General features: G+C 63.1%; 17 protein-coding genes. 8 read left to right on the top strand and 9 right to left on the bottom strand.

What is annotated here, in order from left to right:
* Positions 1–74: 74 nt before the first annotated feature.
* Positions 75–1,229 carry an anhydro-N-acetylmuramic acid kinase gene (locus USDA257_RS18530; RefSeq protein ID WP_014764478.1) on the bottom strand — a complete coding sequence of 385 codons (1,155 nt, stop codon included), beginning with the start codon at positions 1,227–1,229 and terminating at the stop codon, positions 75–77.
* A gap of 131 nt (positions 1,230–1,360) precedes the next feature.
* Here USDA257_RS18530 and tyrS point away from each other — a divergent pair, with 131 nt between their 5' ends.
* Complete coding sequence (gene tyrS, locus USDA257_RS18525) at positions 1,361–2,614, top strand: tyrosine--tRNA ligase (protein WP_014764477.1); 1,254 nt, start codon at positions 1,361–1,363, stop codon at positions 2,612–2,614.
* A gap of 46 nt (positions 2,615–2,660) precedes the next feature.
* Here tyrS and USDA257_RS18520 read toward each other — a convergent pair whose 3' ends face one another.
* Positions 2,661–6,047, bottom strand: a complete 3,387-nt coding sequence (locus tag USDA257_RS18520) for a YhdP family protein (RefSeq protein ID WP_014764476.1) — start codon at positions 6,045–6,047, stop codon at positions 2,661–2,663.
* Between the two features lie 414 nt (positions 6,048–6,461).
* Here USDA257_RS18520 and USDA257_RS18515 point away from each other — a divergent pair, with 414 nt between their 5' ends.
* The 5 genes from USDA257_RS18515 to USDA257_RS18495 all read left to right on the top strand — a co-directional run bounded on the left by USDA257_RS18515 (position 6,462) and on the right by USDA257_RS18495 (position 11,325).
* Positions 6,462–6,938: a peroxiredoxin gene (locus USDA257_RS18515; protein ID WP_041414395.1), complete on the top strand. Its 477-nt coding sequence runs from the start codon at positions 6,462–6,464 to the stop codon at positions 6,936–6,938.
* Positions 6,939–6,945: 7 nt separating this feature from the next.
* The gene (locus USDA257_RS18510) at positions 6,946–7,773 is read left to right on the top strand and encodes a ferritin-like domain-containing protein (protein WP_014764474.1); all 828 of its coding nucleotides are present in this window, start codon (positions 6,946–6,948) and stop codon (positions 7,771–7,773) included.
* 91 nt (positions 7,774–7,864) lie between these two features.
* On the top strand, positions 7,865–9,202 hold the full coding sequence (locus USDA257_RS18505; protein ID WP_014764473.1) for a M23 family metallopeptidase: 1,338 nt from the start codon (positions 7,865–7,867) through the stop codon (positions 9,200–9,202).
* A 199-nt stretch (positions 9,203–9,401) separates the two neighbouring features.
* Complete coding sequence (locus USDA257_RS18500; RefSeq protein ID WP_014764472.1) at positions 9,402–10,907, top strand: DEAD/DEAH box helicase; 1,506 nt, start codon at positions 9,402–9,404, stop codon at positions 10,905–10,907.
* A gap of 10 nt (positions 10,908–10,917) precedes the next feature.
* The gene (locus USDA257_RS18495; RefSeq protein ID WP_014764471.1) at positions 10,918–11,325 is read left to right on the top strand and encodes an NUDIX hydrolase; all 408 of its coding nucleotides are present in this window, start codon (positions 10,918–10,920) and stop codon (positions 11,323–11,325) included.
* 8 nt (positions 11,326–11,333) lie between these two features.
* On the opposite strand, the gene USDA257_RS18490 is transcribed toward USDA257_RS18495, so the two are convergent.
* The 7 genes from USDA257_RS18490 to USDA257_RS18460 form a co-directional block, all read right to left on the bottom strand.
* On the bottom strand, positions 11,334–11,651 hold the full coding sequence (locus tag USDA257_RS18490) for a TfoX/Sxy family protein (RefSeq protein ID WP_014764470.1): 318 nt from the start codon (positions 11,649–11,651) through the stop codon (positions 11,334–11,336).
* A gap of 3 nt (positions 11,652–11,654) precedes the next feature.
* Entirely contained in the window at positions 11,655–13,271 is a 1,617-nt protein-coding gene (locus tag USDA257_RS18485) for an NTP transferase domain-containing protein (RefSeq protein ID WP_014764469.1), read from the bottom strand.
* Positions 13,268–13,972: an XdhC family protein gene (locus USDA257_RS18480; protein WP_014764468.1), complete on the bottom strand. Its 705-nt coding sequence runs from the start codon at positions 13,970–13,972 to the stop codon at positions 13,268–13,270. The genes USDA257_RS18485 and USDA257_RS18480 overlap by 4 nt, the downstream gene beginning before the upstream one ends.
* Positions 13,973–13,976: 4 nt before the next feature.
* Positions 13,977–14,309 carry an XdhC family protein gene (locus USDA257_RS18475; protein ID WP_014764467.1) on the bottom strand — a complete coding sequence of 111 codons (333 nt, stop codon included), beginning with the start codon at positions 14,307–14,309 and terminating at the stop codon, positions 13,977–13,979.
* 75 nt (positions 14,310–14,384) lie between these two features.
* Complete coding sequence (locus USDA257_RS18470; RefSeq protein ID WP_014764466.1) at positions 14,385–15,653, bottom strand: vWA domain-containing protein; 1,269 nt, start codon at positions 15,651–15,653, stop codon at positions 14,385–14,387.
* Positions 15,654–15,657: 4 nt separating this feature from the next.
* Positions 15,658–16,587, bottom strand: a complete 930-nt coding sequence (locus USDA257_RS18465; protein ID WP_014764465.1) for an AAA family ATPase — start codon at positions 16,585–16,587, stop codon at positions 15,658–15,660.
* A gap of 23 nt (positions 16,588–16,610) precedes the next feature.
* A complete protein-coding gene (locus USDA257_RS18460; RefSeq protein ID WP_014764464.1) occupies positions 16,611–17,138 on the bottom strand; it encodes a flavin reductase family protein in 528 nt (175 codons plus the stop codon).
* Positions 17,139–17,294: 156 nt separating this feature from the next.
* On the opposite strand from USDA257_RS18460, the gene USDA257_RS18455 reads away from it, so the two are divergent.
* Together USDA257_RS18455 and USDA257_RS18450 are read left to right on the top strand one after the other, a co-directional pair.
* Complete coding sequence (locus USDA257_RS18455; RefSeq protein ID WP_014764463.1) at positions 17,295–18,383, top strand: branched-chain amino acid ABC transporter substrate-binding protein; 1,089 nt, start codon at positions 17,295–17,297, stop codon at positions 18,381–18,383.
* The gene (locus USDA257_RS18450; protein ID WP_041414394.1) at positions 18,380–19,390 is read left to right on the top strand and encodes a P1 family peptidase; all 1,011 of its coding nucleotides are present in this window, start codon (positions 18,380–18,382) and stop codon (positions 19,388–19,390) included. The genes USDA257_RS18455 and USDA257_RS18450 overlap by 4 nt, the downstream gene beginning before the upstream one ends.

The raw sequence follows: 19,390 nt of genomic DNA, 5'->3' as shown, positions 1-19,390 counted from the left end.
TCAACGAGGCGCGAAATTGCGCCTCGCGGCGGGAAATGTAGCCATCGCGCACGAAGAATTCATTAAATAATGCCTCAGCTCTTTGACTTCAGTGCATCTTTCGGCCTTGCCGCCCGCCGGCCGCCGCTCATCGGCTGGGTGACGCCCGTGGTGCCGGGATAGCTCAACGGCAGCCCGCGCAATGACCGGACGGCCAGGTAGGCCCAGGCTTCGGCTTCCATCGAATCGCCGTTCAGGCCCAGCGCCTCAGCGGCAAGCACCCGTCCGGCTGCTGCCTCCGCAAGTGAGGCCAGGTCCCGCATGATGACGGGATTGAGGCGGCCGCCGCCGCAGATGATGTAAGTTCCCGGCATTTTCGGAAGATGCCGTGCCGACCGCAATATGGCGGCCGCCGTCACATGCGCCAATGTGCGGGCACCGTCTTCGAGGCTCGCGTCAGCAGCTGCAGGCGGCGCAAAGTCGTTGCGGTCGAGCGAGCGGCGCTTGTCCGACGAGAAGAAGGGATGAGCGAGGTAGCGTTCGGCAAGCTCCGGCAGCACCGAGCCTTCGCTCGCAATCATGCCGCCCTGGTCATAGGGAATGCCGGCATGGGCTTCCACCCACTGGTCGATCAACGTGTTTCCCGGCCCGCTGTCATAGGCGATGATCGCCTCGCCGGTCCCGATGAAGGTGATGTTGGAAATGCCGCCGATGTTCACGAAGGCGACAGGCGCTTCGATCTCCGAGCTCTCGGATAAGTCGCGGGCCAATGCGGCGTGATAGGCCGGGATGAGCGGCGCCCCTTGGCCGCCATGCGCCATGTCGTTCGCCCGCATGTCGTAGACCACGTCGATCAGGGTTTCCCTCGCCAGCAGGTGTCCATCGCCGATCTGAACGGTCAGGGCCTCGTCGGGGCGGTGTAGGACCGTCTGCCCATGGAAACCTATTACGTCAACAGTGTCTTGCAAAAGATTGTTTTCGTGAAGAAATATCTTCACCGCATCCGCGTGCCTCAGCGACAGGTCCCGCTCGAGGTCCGCCAGCGTTCCGGGCCGCTCGTCTCTCTTGCGGATCGACTTGGCATCGTCGAGCCCCTGCTTCAGACGATCTCGGAAGGCAGCATCATAGGCATATCCGGCTGACGGCCCTCTTCGAACGATCGTGTCGCCGTCGGTTTCGACGAGGGCGACGTCGATACCATCCATGCTCGTGCCGCTCATCAGGCCGATCGCCGTCAACACCTTGCCCATGGATGCCCTCCGCGCATTTTTCTTTATCCACCGGTCATAGCAAAACGCTGCCCGAGCAAAAACGTGCACTTTCGACAAAACAGTGATAAACGCCCGCCGCAGACGTCCCAACAAGCCGAAAGAGACAGCTTATGTCCGAGTTCAAGTCCGATTTCCTCCACACTCTCAAAGAACGCGGTTTCATCCATACCACATCGGATGATACCGGCCTCGATGAGCTGTTCCGCAAGGAAATCGTGACTGCCTATATCGGATTCGACCCGACGGCGCCGAGCCTGCATGCGGGCGGGCTTATCCAGATCATGATGCTGCACTGGCTTCAGGCGACCGGCCACCGGCCCATCTCGCTGATGGGCGGAGGAACCGGCATGGTTGGCGATCCGTCCTTCAAGGATGAGGCACGGCAGTTGATGACGTCGGAAACGATCGCCGCCAACATCGCGAGCATCAAGACGGTTTTCTCGAATTATCTGCGCTATGGCGAAGGCCCTACCGACGCATTGATGATCAACAACGCCGATTGGTTGCTGGGCATCAACTACCTCGAGTTCCTGCGCGATGTCGGCCGCCACTTCTCCGTCAACCGCATGCTTTCCTTCGACAGCGTCAAGACGCGCCTCGACCGCGAGCAATCGCTGTCGTTCCTCGAGTTCAACTACATGATCCTACAGGCCTACGACTTTGTGGAGCTTTGCAAGCGCACCGGATGCCGCCTGCAGATGGGCGGCTCGGATCAGTGGGGAAACATCGTCAACGGCATCGATCTCGGCCACCGCATGGGAACGCCGCAACTCTATGCGCTGACGTCACCGCTGCTGACTACGGCTTCCGGCGCCAAGATGGGCAAGTCGGTAAACGGCGCCATCTGGCTCAACCCGGACATGCTGGGGTCCTATGATTTCTGGCAGTACTGGCGCAACACCGAGGATGCCGACGTCACGCGCTTCCTGAAGCTCTATACGACGTTGCCGATGGCGGAAATCGAGCGCCTGTCCAACCTCGGCGGCTCCGAGATCAACGAGGTGAAAAAGATCCTGGCGACCGAAATCACTGCGATGCTGCACGGTCGGGCAGCAGCCGAGCAGGCGGCAGAAACGGCACGCAAGACCTTTGAAGAAGGTGCGCTTGCAGAAAACCTGCCGTCGATCGACGTTTCCGCCCACGAGCTCGAATCGGGCCTGGGCCTACTGACACTGCTGGTCCGTGCCGGCCTCGCCGGATCGAACGGCGAGGCTCGCCGCCACGTCCAGGGCGGCGGCGTTCGCATCAATGACGAGCAGATCAATGATGAGCGCCGTGTCGTCGGAAGCGGCGACGTCACCGCCGATGGCGTCTTCAAGCTGTCGCTCGGCAAGAAGAAGCACATACTGGTGCGGCCGGTCTGACCGGCCACCAAGTCACGATCCAGGGGCCGGCCGCTACGCCGGCCCTTCATTGAAACTCGAAAATGTTGCGGAAAACGCCCGGGGCGATGAGCGATAGCGGGTTGATCGTCAGATGCGGCTGGTTGAATGGTCCGGTCAGCTTGAAGGTAATGCCGAGCAGGCCACGATCGCGACCGTTACCGAGCAGGACGCCGATCAGCGGCAGCTCGCCGAACAAGCGGTTGATGCCATAGGCTGGCATGAAAGTACCGGTCATGTCCATGCGACCGTTCCTGTCTCGGACAGTGCCCTGGAAGGTGGCGCCGACGTCGAGGCCGCGCAACACGCCGCTGTCGACCCGGATGACGCCACGATCCAATAGAAGCTGGGCGAAGCCCCGCTCGAAACGGGCCGTGCTCACGTCGATATCCCTCCGCACCGCCTGATTGAGGCTGCGGCCGTCCTGACCGGCCGGCGTCGAGACCATCGACTGCAACTTCTGCTCGCCGATGAGGGAAAATTTGCGCAGATCTACTGTACCACGCCAGGATCTGGCGCCGCGATCTCGGAGTCGCAGGTTCAAGAGACCGCCGCGCATGTTGCGATAGATGTCGGTAAAGCGGGCCAGAGCGCCCGCGTCACTCGTGGTCAGTTCCAGCGTGTTGTCCGGCCCCGCCTTCACCATCCTGGCGACCACCGCCTGCCCGCTTGTGGTTACCGCCGACAGGTCGATATCGTCGATCTCTTGCCCGCGGCTCGAGTGAGCAAAGCTCACATTGGAAAGGACCTCGCCGTTGAAGCCGACGACACGGTCGAGCCGGGCGCTGATCTTCACATTGCCGTCGGCACCGGAGCCGGACTCGCCCTTCGCTCGCGCCAGCGGCAGCCTGATATCTGCCGACGAGCCGGTGAGTGTCACCACATGACCGCCCCTTGCTCGCTCGACTGTCACGGCAAAATCGTCGCCGTTGGTCAGGCGCACGTCGTGCAATCGGGCCGATGCGAGGCCGCGGTCGTCGACGCGGAGATCTCCGGCTGCACCGAATCCATCGCCCTGGATGCGGAAATCAGCTATCTCCGTCAGAGTCTCGCTTTTCTTCACCGTGAATTCGGCATTGGCGGCAATGCCGGCGCCCTTGTTCCAGCCGATCCACGGCAGTGACAGGGCCGCTTTTCCGAGATCCGCCTTGACGGACTGACTGCCGTCATCCGAAAGCGCCACCTCCACGCCGACCGGCCCGCTGACGATGCCGGACAAGGCAGGGGCGATCTTGCGGCGCGCCGCATCGTCGAGAGTTCCGGAGATCGCGCGTGTCCGCTTGACATTCGCCTTCGGATCCACCGGCTCGGTCAGGGCGATGCGCATTTCTGCGCCGTCGATCAGAGCATCGGCGTCGAGAACCGCTCGGGTGTTGTCGATCCGCATCGCTCCCGACAGATCGGCGATCTCGCGGCCGGAAACCGGCCGGTTTATCGACACCTTCTGCAACTGCATTTCCGCTTGCCATAAGGGCGGCGGTGGATTCTGATTTGAGATCAGGCCGAAGCGGGCACCGACCAATGCGCTCATCGGGCCGGTAAAATCCTCGGGCACGAAGGGGGTCTTCTGCAGGGCCCGGATCGGCTTGTAACTGACAAGCTCGGCAATGGAGTCGGCCTCGCCGCCGACCTCGATCTTCATCTCCGCCATCAGCGGCTTGCTGTAGACATCCGGAATGACGAAGTCGCCGCCGTTCAGAGCCACGGAGCGTCCGGACGGGAAAAACGCCGCGCCGCGCCGAACGTCGACCGTCATGCGTTCGCCACTCAGTTTGAAATGCCCGGCGGTATCGCGCAGCGGCGGAATTTCGCCGGCGATGTTGACGCGCGTGTTATCTATAGAGAAGTTGATATTGAGCTCGTCCTCGTTGAGCTTCAGTTCGCCATCACTGTTCGCAATTCGTCCCTCCGGGATCGACACCTCTATGCGCGCATCCGTCACCGTACCGCCGAAGAGATTGCCGATCGCCCATCGTCGGGCGCCCTTGGCTACCCACCAGGGCCACAATTGCTTGATCGCCGTTGGCTGCATGTGGTCGCTCACCGCAGCGAAATCGATCTGAGGCGACGTCTTGCCGAAGGCGACCGCGAGCGAGCCCGCCATGGATCCGAGCGGGCTCGATATGGCCAGCTGGTCGAAGATCAGCCGGTGGCTACCAGTTTCGAATCGGCCATTCGCCTTCGCGTCGAAGGATAGCGGACGCTCCTGCATGTCTTCCGGCTCGGAGCTCGCGTCTTTCAGCAGCAGATCGACGGCAAAGCCCGTCTGGCTTCCATCGGAGACTTTGTCTAGGTCAATCAAGGCACCGGTGAAGGGAAAGACCGAGCGTCCGATCTTGACCGCTGACGGCAATATCTCGACCGAAGCGCGTTCGAAATCGTAGGAAGCGTTCAGTTCCGACGGCTTGAGCGCGGAGACGAGTCCTCCGGCGTGAAATGATCCCTGAGAAGTCCTGATGCCGACCTCCAAGGCCGGCTTCGCGCTGTCCGCGGCGCGCGTCGCTCTGAGGCTGACCTCGGCGGCAGCGTCGATCCCGAAGGCATCCTCGCTGCCGGATTTGTCGTGGTACAGAAAAGGCGACAGCGGCAGGGATCTAAAGACCGCCTCGATGCCGGCGATGTGTTCGTCCTGGCCGACGGCCCTCGCCTCGAGCTGTGCTTCCTTGCCGTCGATGGCAATGGAGCCGTCGACGCGGATGGCGCCATCGGCGTCGCGGCTGAATGCAAGCATCCTTACATCGACCGGAACGATCCGCCCGCGGGATCCGGTCACAGACAGCGTCAGATCCGAAAGCTGAACGGTCCGTGTCGCACTCCGCGCCGTCAGCCGCGACATCGCATCGATATGCGCGAACAGCTTTTCGAGCGCCGTGCCGGTGTCCGCGATACGAATCGCCGTCAGGTCTATGGGCTCGCCACGCGGCAACAACCCTGTATCGAGCTCCCCTCCTTCCGCTTCCAGCCGCGACACGGCTATGCGGCCGGTCATCAGGGCCAAAGGATCAAGTGCGATCGAGACGGCCGCCAGCTTGGCGACCGGGCGGCCGGAGGCGCGGTCGTTCAGTGTCACCCCGCGCGCCTTGAGCGCAAGCGCGCCCTGGCCAGTGACACGGATAACTGTGCTTTCGACCTCGGCATTGTAGTTGGCGCCAAGGGCAGTGTTGAGCGCAGTGCGCGCACGAGCGTTCAAGGGACCGTCGGCGAGCCCGCTTTCGATAACCGCGACTAACGACGCGATGACGACGAAGGCCACAAGCGAAAAGCAGAGCAGAATCTTGCCGAAACGACGCAGCATGCCACCGGACAGGGGCGTGTGCACAATAACCGGGTCACGGGCCTGGGCCGAGGGCAGCGCGTCCAGCGCGACGATGTCTTCCTTGCGAAAGCAAACCCTTTCGCCGCGGATATCACTCATCGGCGCGGGATTCCTCCACCTGCTTGCTGCATTGCATTCTTCCTGTCCGGATCGCCATCATGCGCGCCGGATCGTTGTATCCTGTAGATCATAAGTCGCCGAACCAAGTCACCACGCTTCGCTGTGGTTGCTGTGGAAAGCGCGCGACAGCCTACTGCAGGTTTCCCAGGTCGAAGCCGAACAAGGATAAAACATGCAGCAATTCAAAGCGCTACAGCGATCCGTGTGCGTCTGAAGGGACGCGGCGCTGGAGTGCCCTTTGTCCCGCGACGTGGCATTCTTTACGGCTCGTAGCCATAAAAGCCGTCGGGCGGCTGTCAATGCAGTCGCAAACCTGCTGGACGGACCGCGACGATCTTGGGTATCCCCTATTTGCGAAATGTCGATAAAACTTGGCGTAAGAAAGGCTTAATCATGGCACCTTTGCGGCCCGGCGATCCCGCCCCGGAATTCGAACTTGCTCGCGACGGCGGCGGCTCGATTTCATTGTCTGCTCTTCGCGGCAAGCCGGTTGTGTTGTTCTTCTATCCTAAGGACGACACCAAGACCTGCACCGTGGAAGCGATTTCCTTCTCCGGCCTCTCGGAAGCGTTCGCGTCGGCCGGTGTGGCGCTGATCGGTATCTCGCCCGATTCGGTCAAAAGCCATGACCGATTTGCCAAGAAGCACGACCTCGCCGTCGCGCTTGCGGCGGACGAGGAGAAAACTGTCGTCAACGCCTATGGCGTCTGGGCGGAAAAGAGCCTGTACGGCCGCAAATATATGGGGGTCGAACGGACGACTTTTCTGATCGACGCGGCGGGCATCATCAATCACGTCTGGGAAAAGGTCCGGGTGGACGGGCACGCCGAGGACGTTCTCACCGCGGCGAAAGCTCTGCGTACCGGCTGAGCGATCGATGGCCGTGCTCCCGCAATTCCACAGTCTGCGCGGCGCTGCCGTCGAAGCGCTCCGCGCAAGTGACCTGACCGTCAAAACCGAGCTCGCGCAGAAGGCCACACGGCGCTGGCAAGCGCGGACGCTCTCCTTGCGATCGCCGCTCGATCGTCCCGTTCCGGCACGGCCCGGCAGACCGGAAAAGCCCATCCTCACGCCGCCGACACAGGTCAAGCGGCGTTCCCTCGGCTCGCCGAAGGGCAGAATCGCACTGCTCCATGCGATCGCGCATATCGAATTGAATGCCGTCGATCTCGCGCTCGACATCGTCGCTCGCTTCGCCACGGAGCCCGTGCCGCAATCCTTCTTCGATGGATGGATGCAGGTTGCCTTCGAGGAGGCCAAGCATTTTCGGCTGGTGCGGCAAAGGCTTAACGATCTAGGCTCCGACTATGGCGACCTGCCGGCCCACGATGGTCTGTGGCAGGCGGCCCACGACACGCGCAACGATCTGACCGCGCGCCTGGCCGTGGTGCCGCTCATCCTGGAGGCGCGCGGCCTGGACGTCACACCGGCACTGCAGGCGAAGATGAGAGAGACTGGCGATCATGAAAGTGCTGCCGTTCTCGATGTCATCTATGAAGATGAGAAAGGCCACGTTGCCGTCGGCGCGAAATGGTTCCGCTTCCTGTGCGCCCGGCAGAAGAAGAACCCGGCCGCAACCTTCCAGGCACTGGTGCGGGCGAACTTTCGCGGGCCGCTGAAGGCGCCTTTCAACGACGTCGCGCGGGCCGAGGCCGGTTTGACACCGTCCTTCTACCGATCAATGACGGCCTCCACCAACATCTAACGGGCCGCACCACACGCTTTGTTAACCCTAATAAAGTGTAATCACCCTCGGGGCAAACGCGAGTTGGGTCGCATCTGGCGGGGGTGATGGGGTGTCTGTTCGTCCGGAAAACCGGGGCTTCGTCAAGCGCCGGCAAAGTCACGTCCTGATCCTCGCAAGCGGAGACAGGGTGCGTCACATGACTGTCCGTCCGTGGATGGCAGCCGTCACCACCTCGCTCATCGGCGTCTTCGGCATCGGCTATCTCGCCGCAACCACCTATCTCGTGCTTCGCGATGACCTGATCGGCGGCACGATCGCCCGCCAAGCGCGCATGCAGCATGAATACGAGGACCGAATCACGGCACTCCGCGCTCAGGTCGATCGAGTGACAAGCCGACAACTGCTGGACCAACAGATCGTCGAGGAAAAAGTCGACAAGCTCCTGCAGCAGCAATTGGAGCTTTCCTCACGCAGCGGCAGGCTCGGCACGCTGGCCGGGAATGCCGAGCCGCTCGCGAGCGACGGACAAGCGGCCGCGCTGTCGGACGCCGAACCCCTCGCCTACGGGAAACGCGCCGACGCCCAGGGCGGCATCCAGGCGATCGAGGAGATCATGGGCATCGCGGAAGAGAACGCCGGCGCGCCGGCTCATGCATCTGCGCTTGGCTACGTGCGGCAAGCGCGGTCGAGCGGTCCAAGCGAGACCATTTCAGATCGTACGGATCGCCTCTTTTCAAAAGTCACGCTCTCGCTGAAAGACATCGAACGTGACCAGGTGGCGCATGTTCGGCAGTTGACGAGCAGTGCGCAGAGGACCTCCGAAGCGATCCGGAGGATCGTCGAGCGCACAGGGTTTGCCCTTCCGGGTCCGAAGACCGCAGACGCTTCAGCCACTCCCGTTTCGACCGACGGATCGGCGATCGGTGGACCTTTCATCGAGCCGCATAGCCAGGACGACTTCGAACATTCACTCGCCACACTGGACAGCGCGCTTGTCGACTTGGAAGAGACCCGCGACGCTGCACGGAAGCTCCCGCTCGAAAGTCCCGCGCCGACAAGCGACGTAACGAGCAGTTTCGGAAATCGGCTGGATCCCTTCTTGGGACGGTTGGCGCTCCACGCCGGCATCGACTTCCGCGCCGCGACCGGCACACGCATTCGCTCGACCGCAGAGGGAACCGTAACGGCGGCGGGGCCGGCGGGCGGATACGGCAACATGATCGAGATCGACCACGGAAACGGTGTCTCGACGCGCTATGCGCATCTGGCCGTGATCCTCGTGAATGTCGGTGATCGCATCGATGCCGACCAGGTGATCGCCCAGTCAGGCAGCACGGGCCGCTCGACGGGTCCGCATCTGCATTATGAAGTTCGCCTGAACGGTCAGGCGGCGGATCCGATGCGCTTCCTGCGCGCCGGTACAAAGCTTGCCGGCTATCTGAATTGACGCGTCAAAGTCGTCCGCAGCCCACGCCGGCAATTTGACAAGAAAAGCAATAGATTCGCATCTATTTACCGTCCGAAGCGTCAAGGTGCTGGATTTCTTGACTTTCGGCGCCTTTCGTCCTAAGAGCGCCGCCATAGGATGGTGTATTTCCATCGATCGATCAGAGTTCTATTGAACCGGAACGGAAACAGATTCCCCTTTGACCAATTTTGCTGACCTTGGCCTGAGCCAAAAAGTTCTCTCCGCAGTTACTGACGCGGGCTACACAACGCCGACACCGATCCAAGTGGGCGCCATTCCGCCGGCCCTTCAGCGTCGCGACATCCTTGGCATCGCGCAGACCGGCACGGGCAAGACGGCGTCCTTCGTGCTGCCGATGTTGACGCTCCTGGAAAAGGGCCGCGCGCGTGCACGTATGCCGCGCACCTTGATCCTGGAGCCCACCCGCGAGCTTGCGGCGCAGGTTACAGAGAACTTCGACAAGTACGGCAAGAATCACAAGCTCAATATTGCGCTCTTGATCGGCGGCGTCTCCTTCGACGAGCAGGACCGCAAGCTCGAGCGCGGCGCCGACGTTCTGATCTGCACGCCCGGCCGCCTGCTCGATCATTTCGAGCGCGGCAAGCTCCTGATGTCCGGCGTGGAGATCCTCGTCATCGACGAAGCCGACCGTATGCTCGACATGGGCTTCATCCCGGATATCGAGCGGATCGCGAAGCTTATTCCCTTCACCCGCCAGACGCTGTTCTTCTCAGCAACCATGCCGCCGGAAATTCAGAAGCTCGCCGACCGGTTCCTGCAGAACCCTGAGCGGGTGGAAGTCGCCCGCCCCGCCTCGGCGGCAATCACCGTGACGCAGCGCTTCGTCGCCGCGCACGGAAAGGATTACGAAAAGCGCGCCGTGCTGCGGGATCTCATCCGCGCTCAGGGCGAACTCAAGAACGCGATCATCTTCTGCAACCGCAAGAAGGACGTCGCCGAGCTCTTCCGCTCGCTCGACCGCCATGGCTTCTCGGTTGGTGCCCTGCACGGCGACATGGACCAGCGCTCTCGCATGGCGATGCTGGCCAGCTTCAAGGACGGCAATATCCAGTTGCTCGTTGCTTCGGACGTCGCGGCGCGCGGCCTTGACATTCCGGACGTCAGCCACGTCTTCAATTTCGATGTGCCGATCCACGCGGAAGACTATGTGCACCGCATCGGCCGTACCGGCCGGGCCGGACGCTCCGGCGCTTCCTTCACGATCGTGACGAAGCGCGACACGAAGTTCTCCGACGCCATCGAGAAGCTGATCGGCGAGAAGGTCGAGTGGCTGAGTGGCGACCTTTCGCAACTGCCCGAGCCGATGGAAAGCCATGACGGCCGGCGCGAGCGCGGCCGCGACGGCCGCAGGGATCGCAAAAAAGATGTGGAACGCTCCGGTCGGGCACGCGGCGATCATAAAACCGATACTGCCCGTGTCGATAACGTGACCGAATTCGAACCAGTCGCAGAAAGGGCGGAAGCCGTGAAACCGGAACGTAGCGCCGACAACAAGCAGGTCCATGCAAGCCGCAATGAGCGTCCCGGCCGGGCGCAGAACGCCGCCAATGACGACAATCGCGACCGTCGCAACCGCAATCGCCGCGATTATGACGATGGCCCGACGCCGGTCGGCTTCGGCGACGAGATCCCGGCCTTCATGCTGATCATCGGCAAGGCTTGATAGCCGGCCCATGGCTTTCCCCGGCATCGACTTTCCGGGCCTCGGCTGCGGCCTTGCGATCCTGCGGGACGGCAAGATCCTTCTCTGCCGACGCCTGAAGGCACCGGAGGCCGGCCACTGGAGCATCGTCGGCGGCAAGGTCGACCACATGGAGCGCGCGGAGGATGCCGCGCGACGGGAAGCAGAAGAGGAAAGCGGCCTCTCGGTCCGTTCGACGCGCTTTCTTTGCATCAGCGAGCAGATGATCGAAGCCGATCGCCAGCACTGGATCTCGCTGATCTATGCGACCAATGATTTTTCAGGCGAAGCGCGCCTCACCGAACCGGACAAGCTTTCCGATATAGGCTGGTTCGACCTTTCCGCCCTGCCCCAGCCATTGTCCCGCTTCGCCGCCGATGCGGTGCGCGCGCTCGGTTAGCAGTGCCGCTACTTCTTCGCCCTGCGCGCGGCCGCGTAGGCTAGCTTCACCCAGCGGGCCATTTCCTCCGGCTCGTCATAGGCCGCCTCAGGTATACTCCAATAGGGCATTTTCACCGGCTTGCCCTTGCCGTCGTAAGCCCATTGCCGGCCGCCGGCCCCCTCGAATTCCGGAACCGTTTCGGCGTCGCCTTTCAAAAGGATCTCCCCGTCAACCTCGACCGCGAGAATGACGCCGTCGCAATAAATGCCCTTGCCGCCGAACATGCGGCGAATGCTGATCGGCCCCAGTGTCTCGAACATTTCCTCGATCGCAGCATTGTCCATCGCTCAATCCTTCAATATGCCGCCGGCGGCCAGGACTGCTTCGGGTGTATCGACGTCGAGGCGCGCGGCGGCGCCGAGTTCGACATCGATCACCGGAAGACCGCTGCGCTCGACAATATGTCTCGCCCCCACGTCGCCCAAGAGCTGCCGGACCGCTGCAAAGGTGGACCGCGGCAGGATGACCGGGTTTCCGCGCTGGCCCTCCGTGACCGCCCGCACGACGGCGCGGCCATTTTCAGCATCGAAAGCCGCCAACATCTTCGACAGATGCCCGGAGGTGACACCCGGCATGTCCGCCAGCATCACCAGCATGCCGCCCGCCTCTTCTTCCATAGCGGTCAGCCCTGCGACGAGCGACGACGCCATGCCGCTCTCGTAATCGGGATTCGAAACAAACGTGACCGGCAGGCCGCCTAATGCGGCCCGGATCTCATCCTCGCGATATCCGGTAACCACGACGACCTTGCCTTGGCCGGCGGCAAGGGCCGTCTCGACGGAACGGCGAACCAGCGGGACGCCATCGAACTCGGCAAGAAGCTTGTGTTTTCCAGCCGGTCCCATCCGGCTTGCTCGGCCGGCCGCGAGCACAACGATCGCGACCGGCCCGGGCTGCGGCCCGACTGCCACTTCCCGCGGCTGCGGCCGCGACGGGATTTCCTTGAGCAGACCGCCGACGCCAAGGCCGGCAATGTCGGCTGGACTTGGCCACTCGCCGGCGAGCAGCCGGTCGAGGATCCAGTCGAAGCCATTTTCCCTTGGGCTGCGGGCACATCCGGGCGCGCCGACGACGGGGATGTCCCCCAAGCGGCCAAGGACGAGCAGGTTGCCGGGGTCAACCGGCATGCCGACATGCTCGACGGTCCCACCGGCGCGTCGGATGGCGGCCGGCACGACGTCGTCAGGGTCAGCGACGGCGGAGGCCCCGAAAACGATCAGCAGCTCATGCGAAGCCCTCAGTTCGGCAATCGCCCCGGCGACGGCGGTCTCGCTGTGAGCGACGCGACGCTCCGTATCAAGGCGGCTGCCGGATCGCGCCAGCCGCGCCGCCAGCACCGCATGCGTCTTGTTCATCACCTGGGGCTTCAGCGACGGCAACTCGGTTGCAATCAAGGCGGCGCGCCGCGGCGCGAAGGGCTTCACTTCGAAGGCGGGTTCGGCGCGGAGTGCTGCCGCCGCTTGCTCAACGAATTTTTCTGGCACCGCCAAAGGGATGATCTTGATCGTCGCGACCATGTCGCCGGCCTCGACGGCGACATGGTCTGCAAGGCAGGCGAGCGTAATCGCCGGATCGATGCGGTTCACCCTGTCGATGATCGAGCGATCAGCGACGAAGAGACCCGTCGCCGTGGCGTAGACATTGACCCGGCCGGTAGCGGCTGGCGAGAGGCGGAGATGATCCGGGGCAATGGCGGCCGCGACCCGAGCCGCGGCTTCGTCCTCCGGCAGATCCTTCGGGTCGAGCCGGGCGACAATGACCTCCCGGATATCGGCCTCGGCAAGCATCGCGAGGTCATCCGCGCTCAGGCGATGGCCTTTTGCCAGCTTGCGTTCCGCAGACTTCACCGAATGCGCCAGAATCGCACCTTCCGCTTCGGCGAGCGGCACAGGACCGAACCTCATGCTACACGCTCCTGTTCCCCGCGATCGCGATGACGGAACGCGCCGATGATTTCGGCCAAGACGGCAACGGCGATCTCTGCCGGGCTCGCAGCGCCGATATTGAGGCCAATCGGCGCCCTGATGCGGCCGATCGCCTCTTCCGGCACGCCTGCGGCCCGCAGTCTTTCTACGCGAGCCGCATGCGTCTTGCGGCTGCCAAGCGCGCCGACATAAAAGCAGCCCGCGTCCAGGGCGGCCCGGATCGGATAGTCGTCAATCTTCGGGTCGTGGGTGACCGCAGCCAGGGCCGTGTAGCGGTCGAGCGGCCGCGTGGGCAAAACATCTTCGGCCCAATCCGCAAGGAGCTCGATGCCTTGAAAGCGCTCCACCGTCGCGAAGGCGGTGCGCGGGTCTATGATGGTTAGATCGAACCCTGCGATCGGCGCGAGTCGCGCAAGCGCCTGTGAGATATGAACGGCGCCGACGACGACAATGCGCGGCGGCGGCAGATAGACGTTGAGGAACAGCGATCGCTCGTTGACAGTCGCAAGAGCGGGTCGAGCCGAGCGCAGCGTTTCAGAGATTGCGGCATCCCATTCTGCCGGGAAGGGTTCTCCTTCGATGAATGCCTCCGCGCGGCCACTCGAAAGATCGTTGACGACCACGGCTGCCCGCCGCGCCGTGCGCGCCTCATTTAGCTTCTCAAGGGTAGACAGTTGCATGATCTTAGCCGTCAATTCGCTCGAGATAGACACGGATTCGCCCGCCGCAGGAAAGGCCGACACGCCATGCTGTTTCGTCAGCGACCCCGAATTCGAGGATCCTGGGGACACCCGACGCGATTACATTGGCCGCTTCGCCGACGACGGCACCTTCGACGCAGCCCCCCGAAACAGATCCTTCGAAGTTCCCTTCGCCGTCAATCACCAGATGGCTGCCGACCGGGCGTGGCGCCGAACCCCAGGTCTCTATGACCGTTGCCAGTGCCACGGCGCGGCCTTGCCCATGCCATGCCTCCGCAATCTCCAGCGGATCGCGGATGTTCGCTTCGTTCGTCATATTGGGGCACTCCCGCTCTTCCTTCTTAGATCATGACGATAAAGGTGTGATTCAACCCACATCGTCGTTGCTGCTTCAAGGGGCGTGCGCCGGCGCGCGCTTACGCCAGAGAAAGCGTCGTGGGTCCGCATCGCGGCTCTTTTCGCCCGACAGGGACTTCACCAGTTCGGCGACGGATTTCAGATTGTGCACAGTGCGAAATTCATCGACATGCGGCAGCATCGCCCTGACACCGCGCGCCCGTGCCTCGAAGCCCTCGAAGCGGAGCAACGGATTGAGCCAGATCAACCGGCGGCAGGAGCGATGCAGGCGGTCCATCTCGACCTCGAGCTGCGCCGTGTCGTCGCGCTCGAGGCCATCGGTGATCAACAGGACAATGGCTCCCTGCCCAAGGACGCGCCGAGACCATCGACGATTGAACTCGTGCAGCGTTTCGCCGATGCGCGTGCCGCCCGACCAGTCCCTGACCGCCGCCACGCATTCGTCGAGTGCCTCGTCGGGATCGCGGTTGCGCATTTGGCGGGTAACATTCGTCAGCCTCGTGCCGAAGAGAAAGGTCTGCACGCGGTGCCGCTGCTCTGTCAGGGCATGCAGAAAATGCAGGAACACCCGCGTGTACTGTGTCATCGAACCTGAAATATCCGCAAGAACGACGAGCGGCGGGTGCCTGAGGCGAGGTTCCCGGAAACGTGGCAGGATGAACTCGCCACCGTACCGCATGGCATCGCGCATGGTGGCCCGCGGGTCGATCCGGGCCGGCCGACGGGAAGAACGGAAACGTCGCGTCTTCACCCGATCGAACGGCAAGAGCAGCGATGACATCGCCCTTCGTGCCTCCGCGATCTCTGCCGCAGTCATCTGCGCAAAATCCGCCTTGCGAAAGATCTCCCGACCCGACGCGGTATAGCGCGCGTCGATTTCGATCTCCTGTTCCTCACGAGGCGGCCGGGCGTCGTCCCGTCCGCTGAGGAGCGCTTCACTGAGGCGTGCCTCGCCGGCGCGCCGCCGTCGATCTTCTCTCCCACCTGCCGGAGCGACGGGCGACAACAGCGCGATCATCTTCCGGACGAGATCGCGCTTGCGCCAGAACAGCCGGAACGCTTCATCAAAGAGCGGCTGGTCCTCATGCCTCTTCACCAGCGTGCATTGAAGCGCGGCGTAGAACTCGCGGCGCGATCCGATGCAGATTGCGCCGACCGCCTCGATGGCATCCGCAATCGCGGTTGGACCGATCCTCATGCCGGCTCGTCGCAGCGCCCGGGCAAAGAAGACGATGTTGTCGGCAAACTGCCCGCTCTCCTTCGGGCGCCGGTCGTCTCTCGCGGCATCAGGCTCGCCGGTCATGGTGTCAGCCCTGTGCCGTGAGTTCGCGCTTGACCTCTTCAAGCAACCTACGCCCCTCCGCGCCTTCTATCCGGGCAATGTCATCCTGATATTTGAGGAGGGTGCCGAGCGTATCGGCCAGCCTCTCCGGATCGAGCGCCAGCGTATCGAGCTCGGTCAGCGCCGTCGCCCAATCGATCGTCTCCGCGACGCCCGGGTTCTTGAAGAGATCGACCGTCCGGAGTCTCTGGACATAGGCGACGATCTCCCGGGAAAGGGCCGCGTTGCAGCCCGGCACCTTGCGCCGGATAATCTCTAGCTCCTGCGCCGCATTGGGGTAGTCGACCCAATGATAGAGGCAGCGGCGCTTCAAGGCGTCGTGAATTTCGCGCGTACGGTTGGTGGTGATGATGACGATCGGCGGCTCGTCCGCCCGGATCGTTCCAAGCTCGGGAATTGTCACCTGGAAGTCGGAAAGCACCTCCAGCAGAAAGGCCTCGAAAGCCTCGTCGGTACGGTCGAGCTCGTCGATGAGAAACACCGGCGCACGGCCGACACTCGCCGAAATCGCCTGAAGCACGGGGCGGCGAATGAGGAACCGTTCCGAGAAGATGTCGCTTTCCACCCTTTGCCGGTCGACCATGCCGGCGGCCTCCGCGAGGCGGATTTCCAGCATTTGCGCCGGGTAGTTCCATTCATAGACGGCGGATGCGACGTCGAGCCCCTCGTAGCACTGCAGCCGGATCAGCGGTCGATCGAGCGAACGGGCGAGCACCTTGGCGATCTCGGTCTTGCCGACACCCGCCTCTCCTTCGAGGAACAGTGGGCGCTTCATTCTGAGTGCAAGAAAGAGAACCGTCGCGAGGGCAGTCCCGGCGAGGTAGTTCTCAGCCTCCAGCAGCGCCATCGTCTCGTCGATGGACTGGGGCATCCTGCCTGTCTCAAGTGTCGCCATGTTCCCTCCTCGGTCGAGGAAAATTATAGCGTGCGATATCCCCGGTCCACATAAATGAGCGGTGGTGTCCTTTCGCCGATGTGCACATCGACCACTTCGCCGAAGAGGATCGCGTGGGTGGCCATGATCTTCACTTCGATCAGACGGCAATCGAAGGCGGCAATGGCGTCGGCGAGAATCGGCGCTCCGGTAGCAAGCTGCGTCCAGCGGCCGAGCGCAAACCGGCGGTCCATATCGAGCTGGTCGCGTCCGGAGAAGGCGTGCGCGAGGGCGACATGCTGCCCACCGAGGATGTTCAGTGCAAAGCCGCCGCTGCGGGAGAAGATCTCGTTGCGAGGATTTGCAGCATTGAGGCAAGCGAGAATTGTCGGAGGATCGTCCGACACCGAACAAGAGGCGGTGATGGTGACCCCGCGCCGCTCGGTATCATCCGCAGCGGTGATCAACTGCACGTGATGAGACAGGCGGCTCATCGCATCGCGATAGCTTATCGGGTCCAGCCGGGTCTTCTCCAACACATCACGCTCCGGATCGGTATTTCGCACATACATAGACTGTCGCCGAAAATATGAAACTAGGGCGCCCGAGATTCTTGCCGATGCGCGCACGCGGATGACGCAGACAGGGTGATCGTGGGTCAGCTCGATCTTTTCCTTTGACGAGTTGTGCCACTTCCTTAAAACATGGCGTGCGGTACGGGAAAAAACATGCTGAAATCAATTGGTACGACCCTTTTTGTCGCCGGACTGACGCTGACCTCCCCGGCGCTTGGCGCCGGACTGAAGGTTGCCGTCGTCGCTCCTGCCGACGGCCCGTTCGCCGCCCTCGGGAAACAGATTACCGATGGCGCCGCCTTCCAGGCAGGCGATCGGGGGAGCGAAATCGTCCCCATCGCGGAAAGCTGCGATCCGGCAGGCGGCGAGGCCCTGACGAAGGCGCTGGTTGCCAGCGGTGCTGAGGCTGCAATCGGCTTTCTCTGCACCGAGAGCCTGGAAGCGGCGCTGCCGGCCCTCGCCGAGGCTGGCATTCCCGCAATCACGCTCAGCGTGCGCTCGGATATTCTCATGGAGGACGCTCTCAAGAAGAAGTGGCCGCTCTTTCGCCTGGCGCCGAACGGCAAGGCGGAAGCCGCGGCGATCACCGATGCTATCGTCACGAACTGGAGAGACAGGCCGCTCGCGCTCATCGACGACGGAACGATCCACAGCCGCGAACTTGTCGAAAGCGTGCGCAACGCTCTTGCCGAGATCGGCATCACCCCGGTTTTCACCGACACCTACCGCCCGTCGCAGGAACAGCAGGTGGGCCTCGTTCGACGCCTGGCGAAAAGCGGCGCAACGCATGTGTTCACCGGCGGCGACCGCAACGACACCGCGGTAATCGCCCGCGACGCCAAGTCGGAGAATATTCCGATAACCTTGCTTGGCGGCGATACGCTGAACGCCGCGGATCTTGACGTGCCGCTCGAGAATGGCGTGCTGGCCGTCACCATTGCCGATCCGGCCCGGTCGAGCGAAGCCGCACCGGTCGTCGCGGCAATGCGCGCCGCCGGCATTGAACCAGACGGTTACGTCCTCCCCGCCTTTGCGGCGATGTCGCTTCTCGAGCAGGCGAAAGATCAAGCGGAGAACGATGACAAAGTTGTCCTGGATGCTCTGCTGAAAGGGCCCTATGCAACTGTCCTCGGGCCGATCCGCTTCAACAGCACACATGAACGGGCCGAGAGTTCCTATAGGCTGATGCGATGGCAGGACGGCCGCTTCGTGGCCGCCCCGGATGCAGGCAAGGCGCAATGATGCGCAAGGGACGGAACAACCTGATCACCGATGTGGCGGGGGTCCTGGTCGGCAATGCCGAGGATCACCGCCTGAAATCCGGCGTGACGGCGGTGCTTTGCGATCCGCCCGCCACGGCTGCGGTCCAGGTTCTGGGCGGCGCACCGGGAACGCGCGAAACCGACCTCCTCGCTCCTCACAATACGGTCCAGACCGTAGATGCGATCGTGCTATCGGGCGGCTCGGCCTTTGGCTTAGATGCGGCCTCGGGCGTGCAGGCGGCACTTCGCGAACTGGGCCGCGGCTTTGCCGTCGGCCCCCATCGGATTCCGATCGTTCCGGCGGCAATCCTCTTCGATCTGACGAACGGCGGCGAGAAGGATTGGGGGCAATTTTCGCCCTATCGCGAACTCGGCTACGAGGCTGCACGCGCTGCGGCCGAGACCTTCACGACCGGCAGCGCCGGAGCCGGGACAGGGGCACTGACGGCAACCCTCAAGGGCGGCCTCGGTTCCGCCTCGACGATCCTTGCAAACGGCATCACCGTCGGCGCACTCGTCGCCGTCAACGCGCTCGGCTCGGCCACGATCGGCGACACGCGGCATTTCTGGGCCGCACCCTTTGAAATGGATGGCGAGTTCGGCGGGATCGGGATGCCTTCGCCCTGGCCGCAAGATGCGGCGCAGCCGCGGCTCAAGTTCCGCGAGCCGAAGGCGGCAACCGCCAACACGACCATTGCGGTCATCGCCACCGACGCGGTTCTCTCGAAGGCCGAGGCGAAGCGCCTGGCGATTGCCGCCCATGACGGCTTCTCTCGCGCGCTGTGGCCATCCCACACACCGCTCGACGGAGATCTTGTGTTTGCACTCGCGACGGGTGCGAGCGGCAAGCAACCCCTTCTGGAGGATTTCATCGATCTCAGCGCCGCGGCGGCGGCAACAATGGCACGGGCGATCGCGCGTGGCGTCCACGATGCGACGGCGGCCGCGGGCGATTTCAAGCCGGCCTGGTCGGCACCGCCAGAATAA

The organism is Sinorhizobium fredii USDA 257, assembly GCF_000265205.3.
Classification (GTDB): Bacteria; Pseudomonadota; Alphaproteobacteria; order Rhizobiales; family Rhizobiaceae; genus Sinorhizobium; species Sinorhizobium fredii_B.
The sequence above is the reverse complement of the archived record's forward strand: the minus strand, read 5'-3'. Positions and strand labels throughout refer to the sequence as shown.

Coding starts and splice junctions, on each gene's coding strand:
- USDA257_RS18520 (WP_014764476.1), bottom strand. CDS start 6,047: ATGAGTGATATCCGCGGCGAAAGGGTTTGCTTTCGCAAGGAAGACATC.
- tyrS (WP_014764477.1), top strand. CDS start 1,361: ATGTCCGAGTTCAAGTCCGATTTCCTCCACACTCTCAAAGAACGCGGT.
- USDA257_RS18515 (WP_041414395.1), top strand. CDS start 6,462: ATGGCACCTTTGCGGCCCGGCGATCCCGCCCCGGAATTCGAACTTGCT.
- USDA257_RS18470 (WP_014764466.1), bottom strand. CDS start 15,653: ATGACCGGCGAGCCTGATGCCGCGAGAGACGACCGGCGCCCGAAGGAG.
- USDA257_RS18450 (WP_041414394.1), top strand. CDS start 18,380: ATGATGCGCAAGGGACGGAACAACCTGATCACCGATGTGGCGGGGGTC.
- USDA257_RS18480 (WP_014764468.1), bottom strand. CDS start 13,972: ATGCAACTGTCTACCCTTGAGAAGCTAAATGAGGCGCGCACGGCGCGG.
- USDA257_RS18490 (WP_014764470.1), bottom strand. CDS start 11,651: ATGGACAATGCTGCGATCGAGGAAATGTTCGAGACACTGGGGCCGATC.
- USDA257_RS18485 (WP_014764469.1), bottom strand. CDS start 13,271: ATGAGGTTCGGTCCTGTGCCGCTCGCCGAAGCGGAAGGTGCGATTCTG.
- USDA257_RS18475 (WP_014764467.1), bottom strand. CDS start 14,309: ATGACGAACGAAGCGAACATCCGCGATCCGCTGGAGATTGCGGAGGCA.
- USDA257_RS18455 (WP_014764463.1), top strand. CDS start 17,295: ATGCTGAAATCAATTGGTACGACCCTTTTTGTCGCCGGACTGACGCTG.
- USDA257_RS18495 (WP_014764471.1), top strand. CDS start 10,918: ATGGCTTTCCCCGGCATCGACTTTCCGGGCCTCGGCTGCGGCCTTGCG.
- USDA257_RS18530 (WP_014764478.1), bottom strand. CDS start 1,229: ATGGGCAAGGTGTTGACGGCGATCGGCCTGATGAGCGGCACGAGCATG.
- USDA257_RS18510 (WP_014764474.1), top strand. CDS start 6,946: ATGGCCGTGCTCCCGCAATTCCACAGTCTGCGCGGCGCTGCCGTCGAA.
- USDA257_RS18465 (WP_014764465.1), bottom strand. CDS start 16,587: ATGGCGACACTTGAGACAGGCAGGATGCCCCAGTCCATCGACGAGACG.
- USDA257_RS18460 (WP_014764464.1), bottom strand. CDS start 17,138: ATGTATGTGCGAAATACCGATCCGGAGCGTGATGTGTTGGAGAAGACC.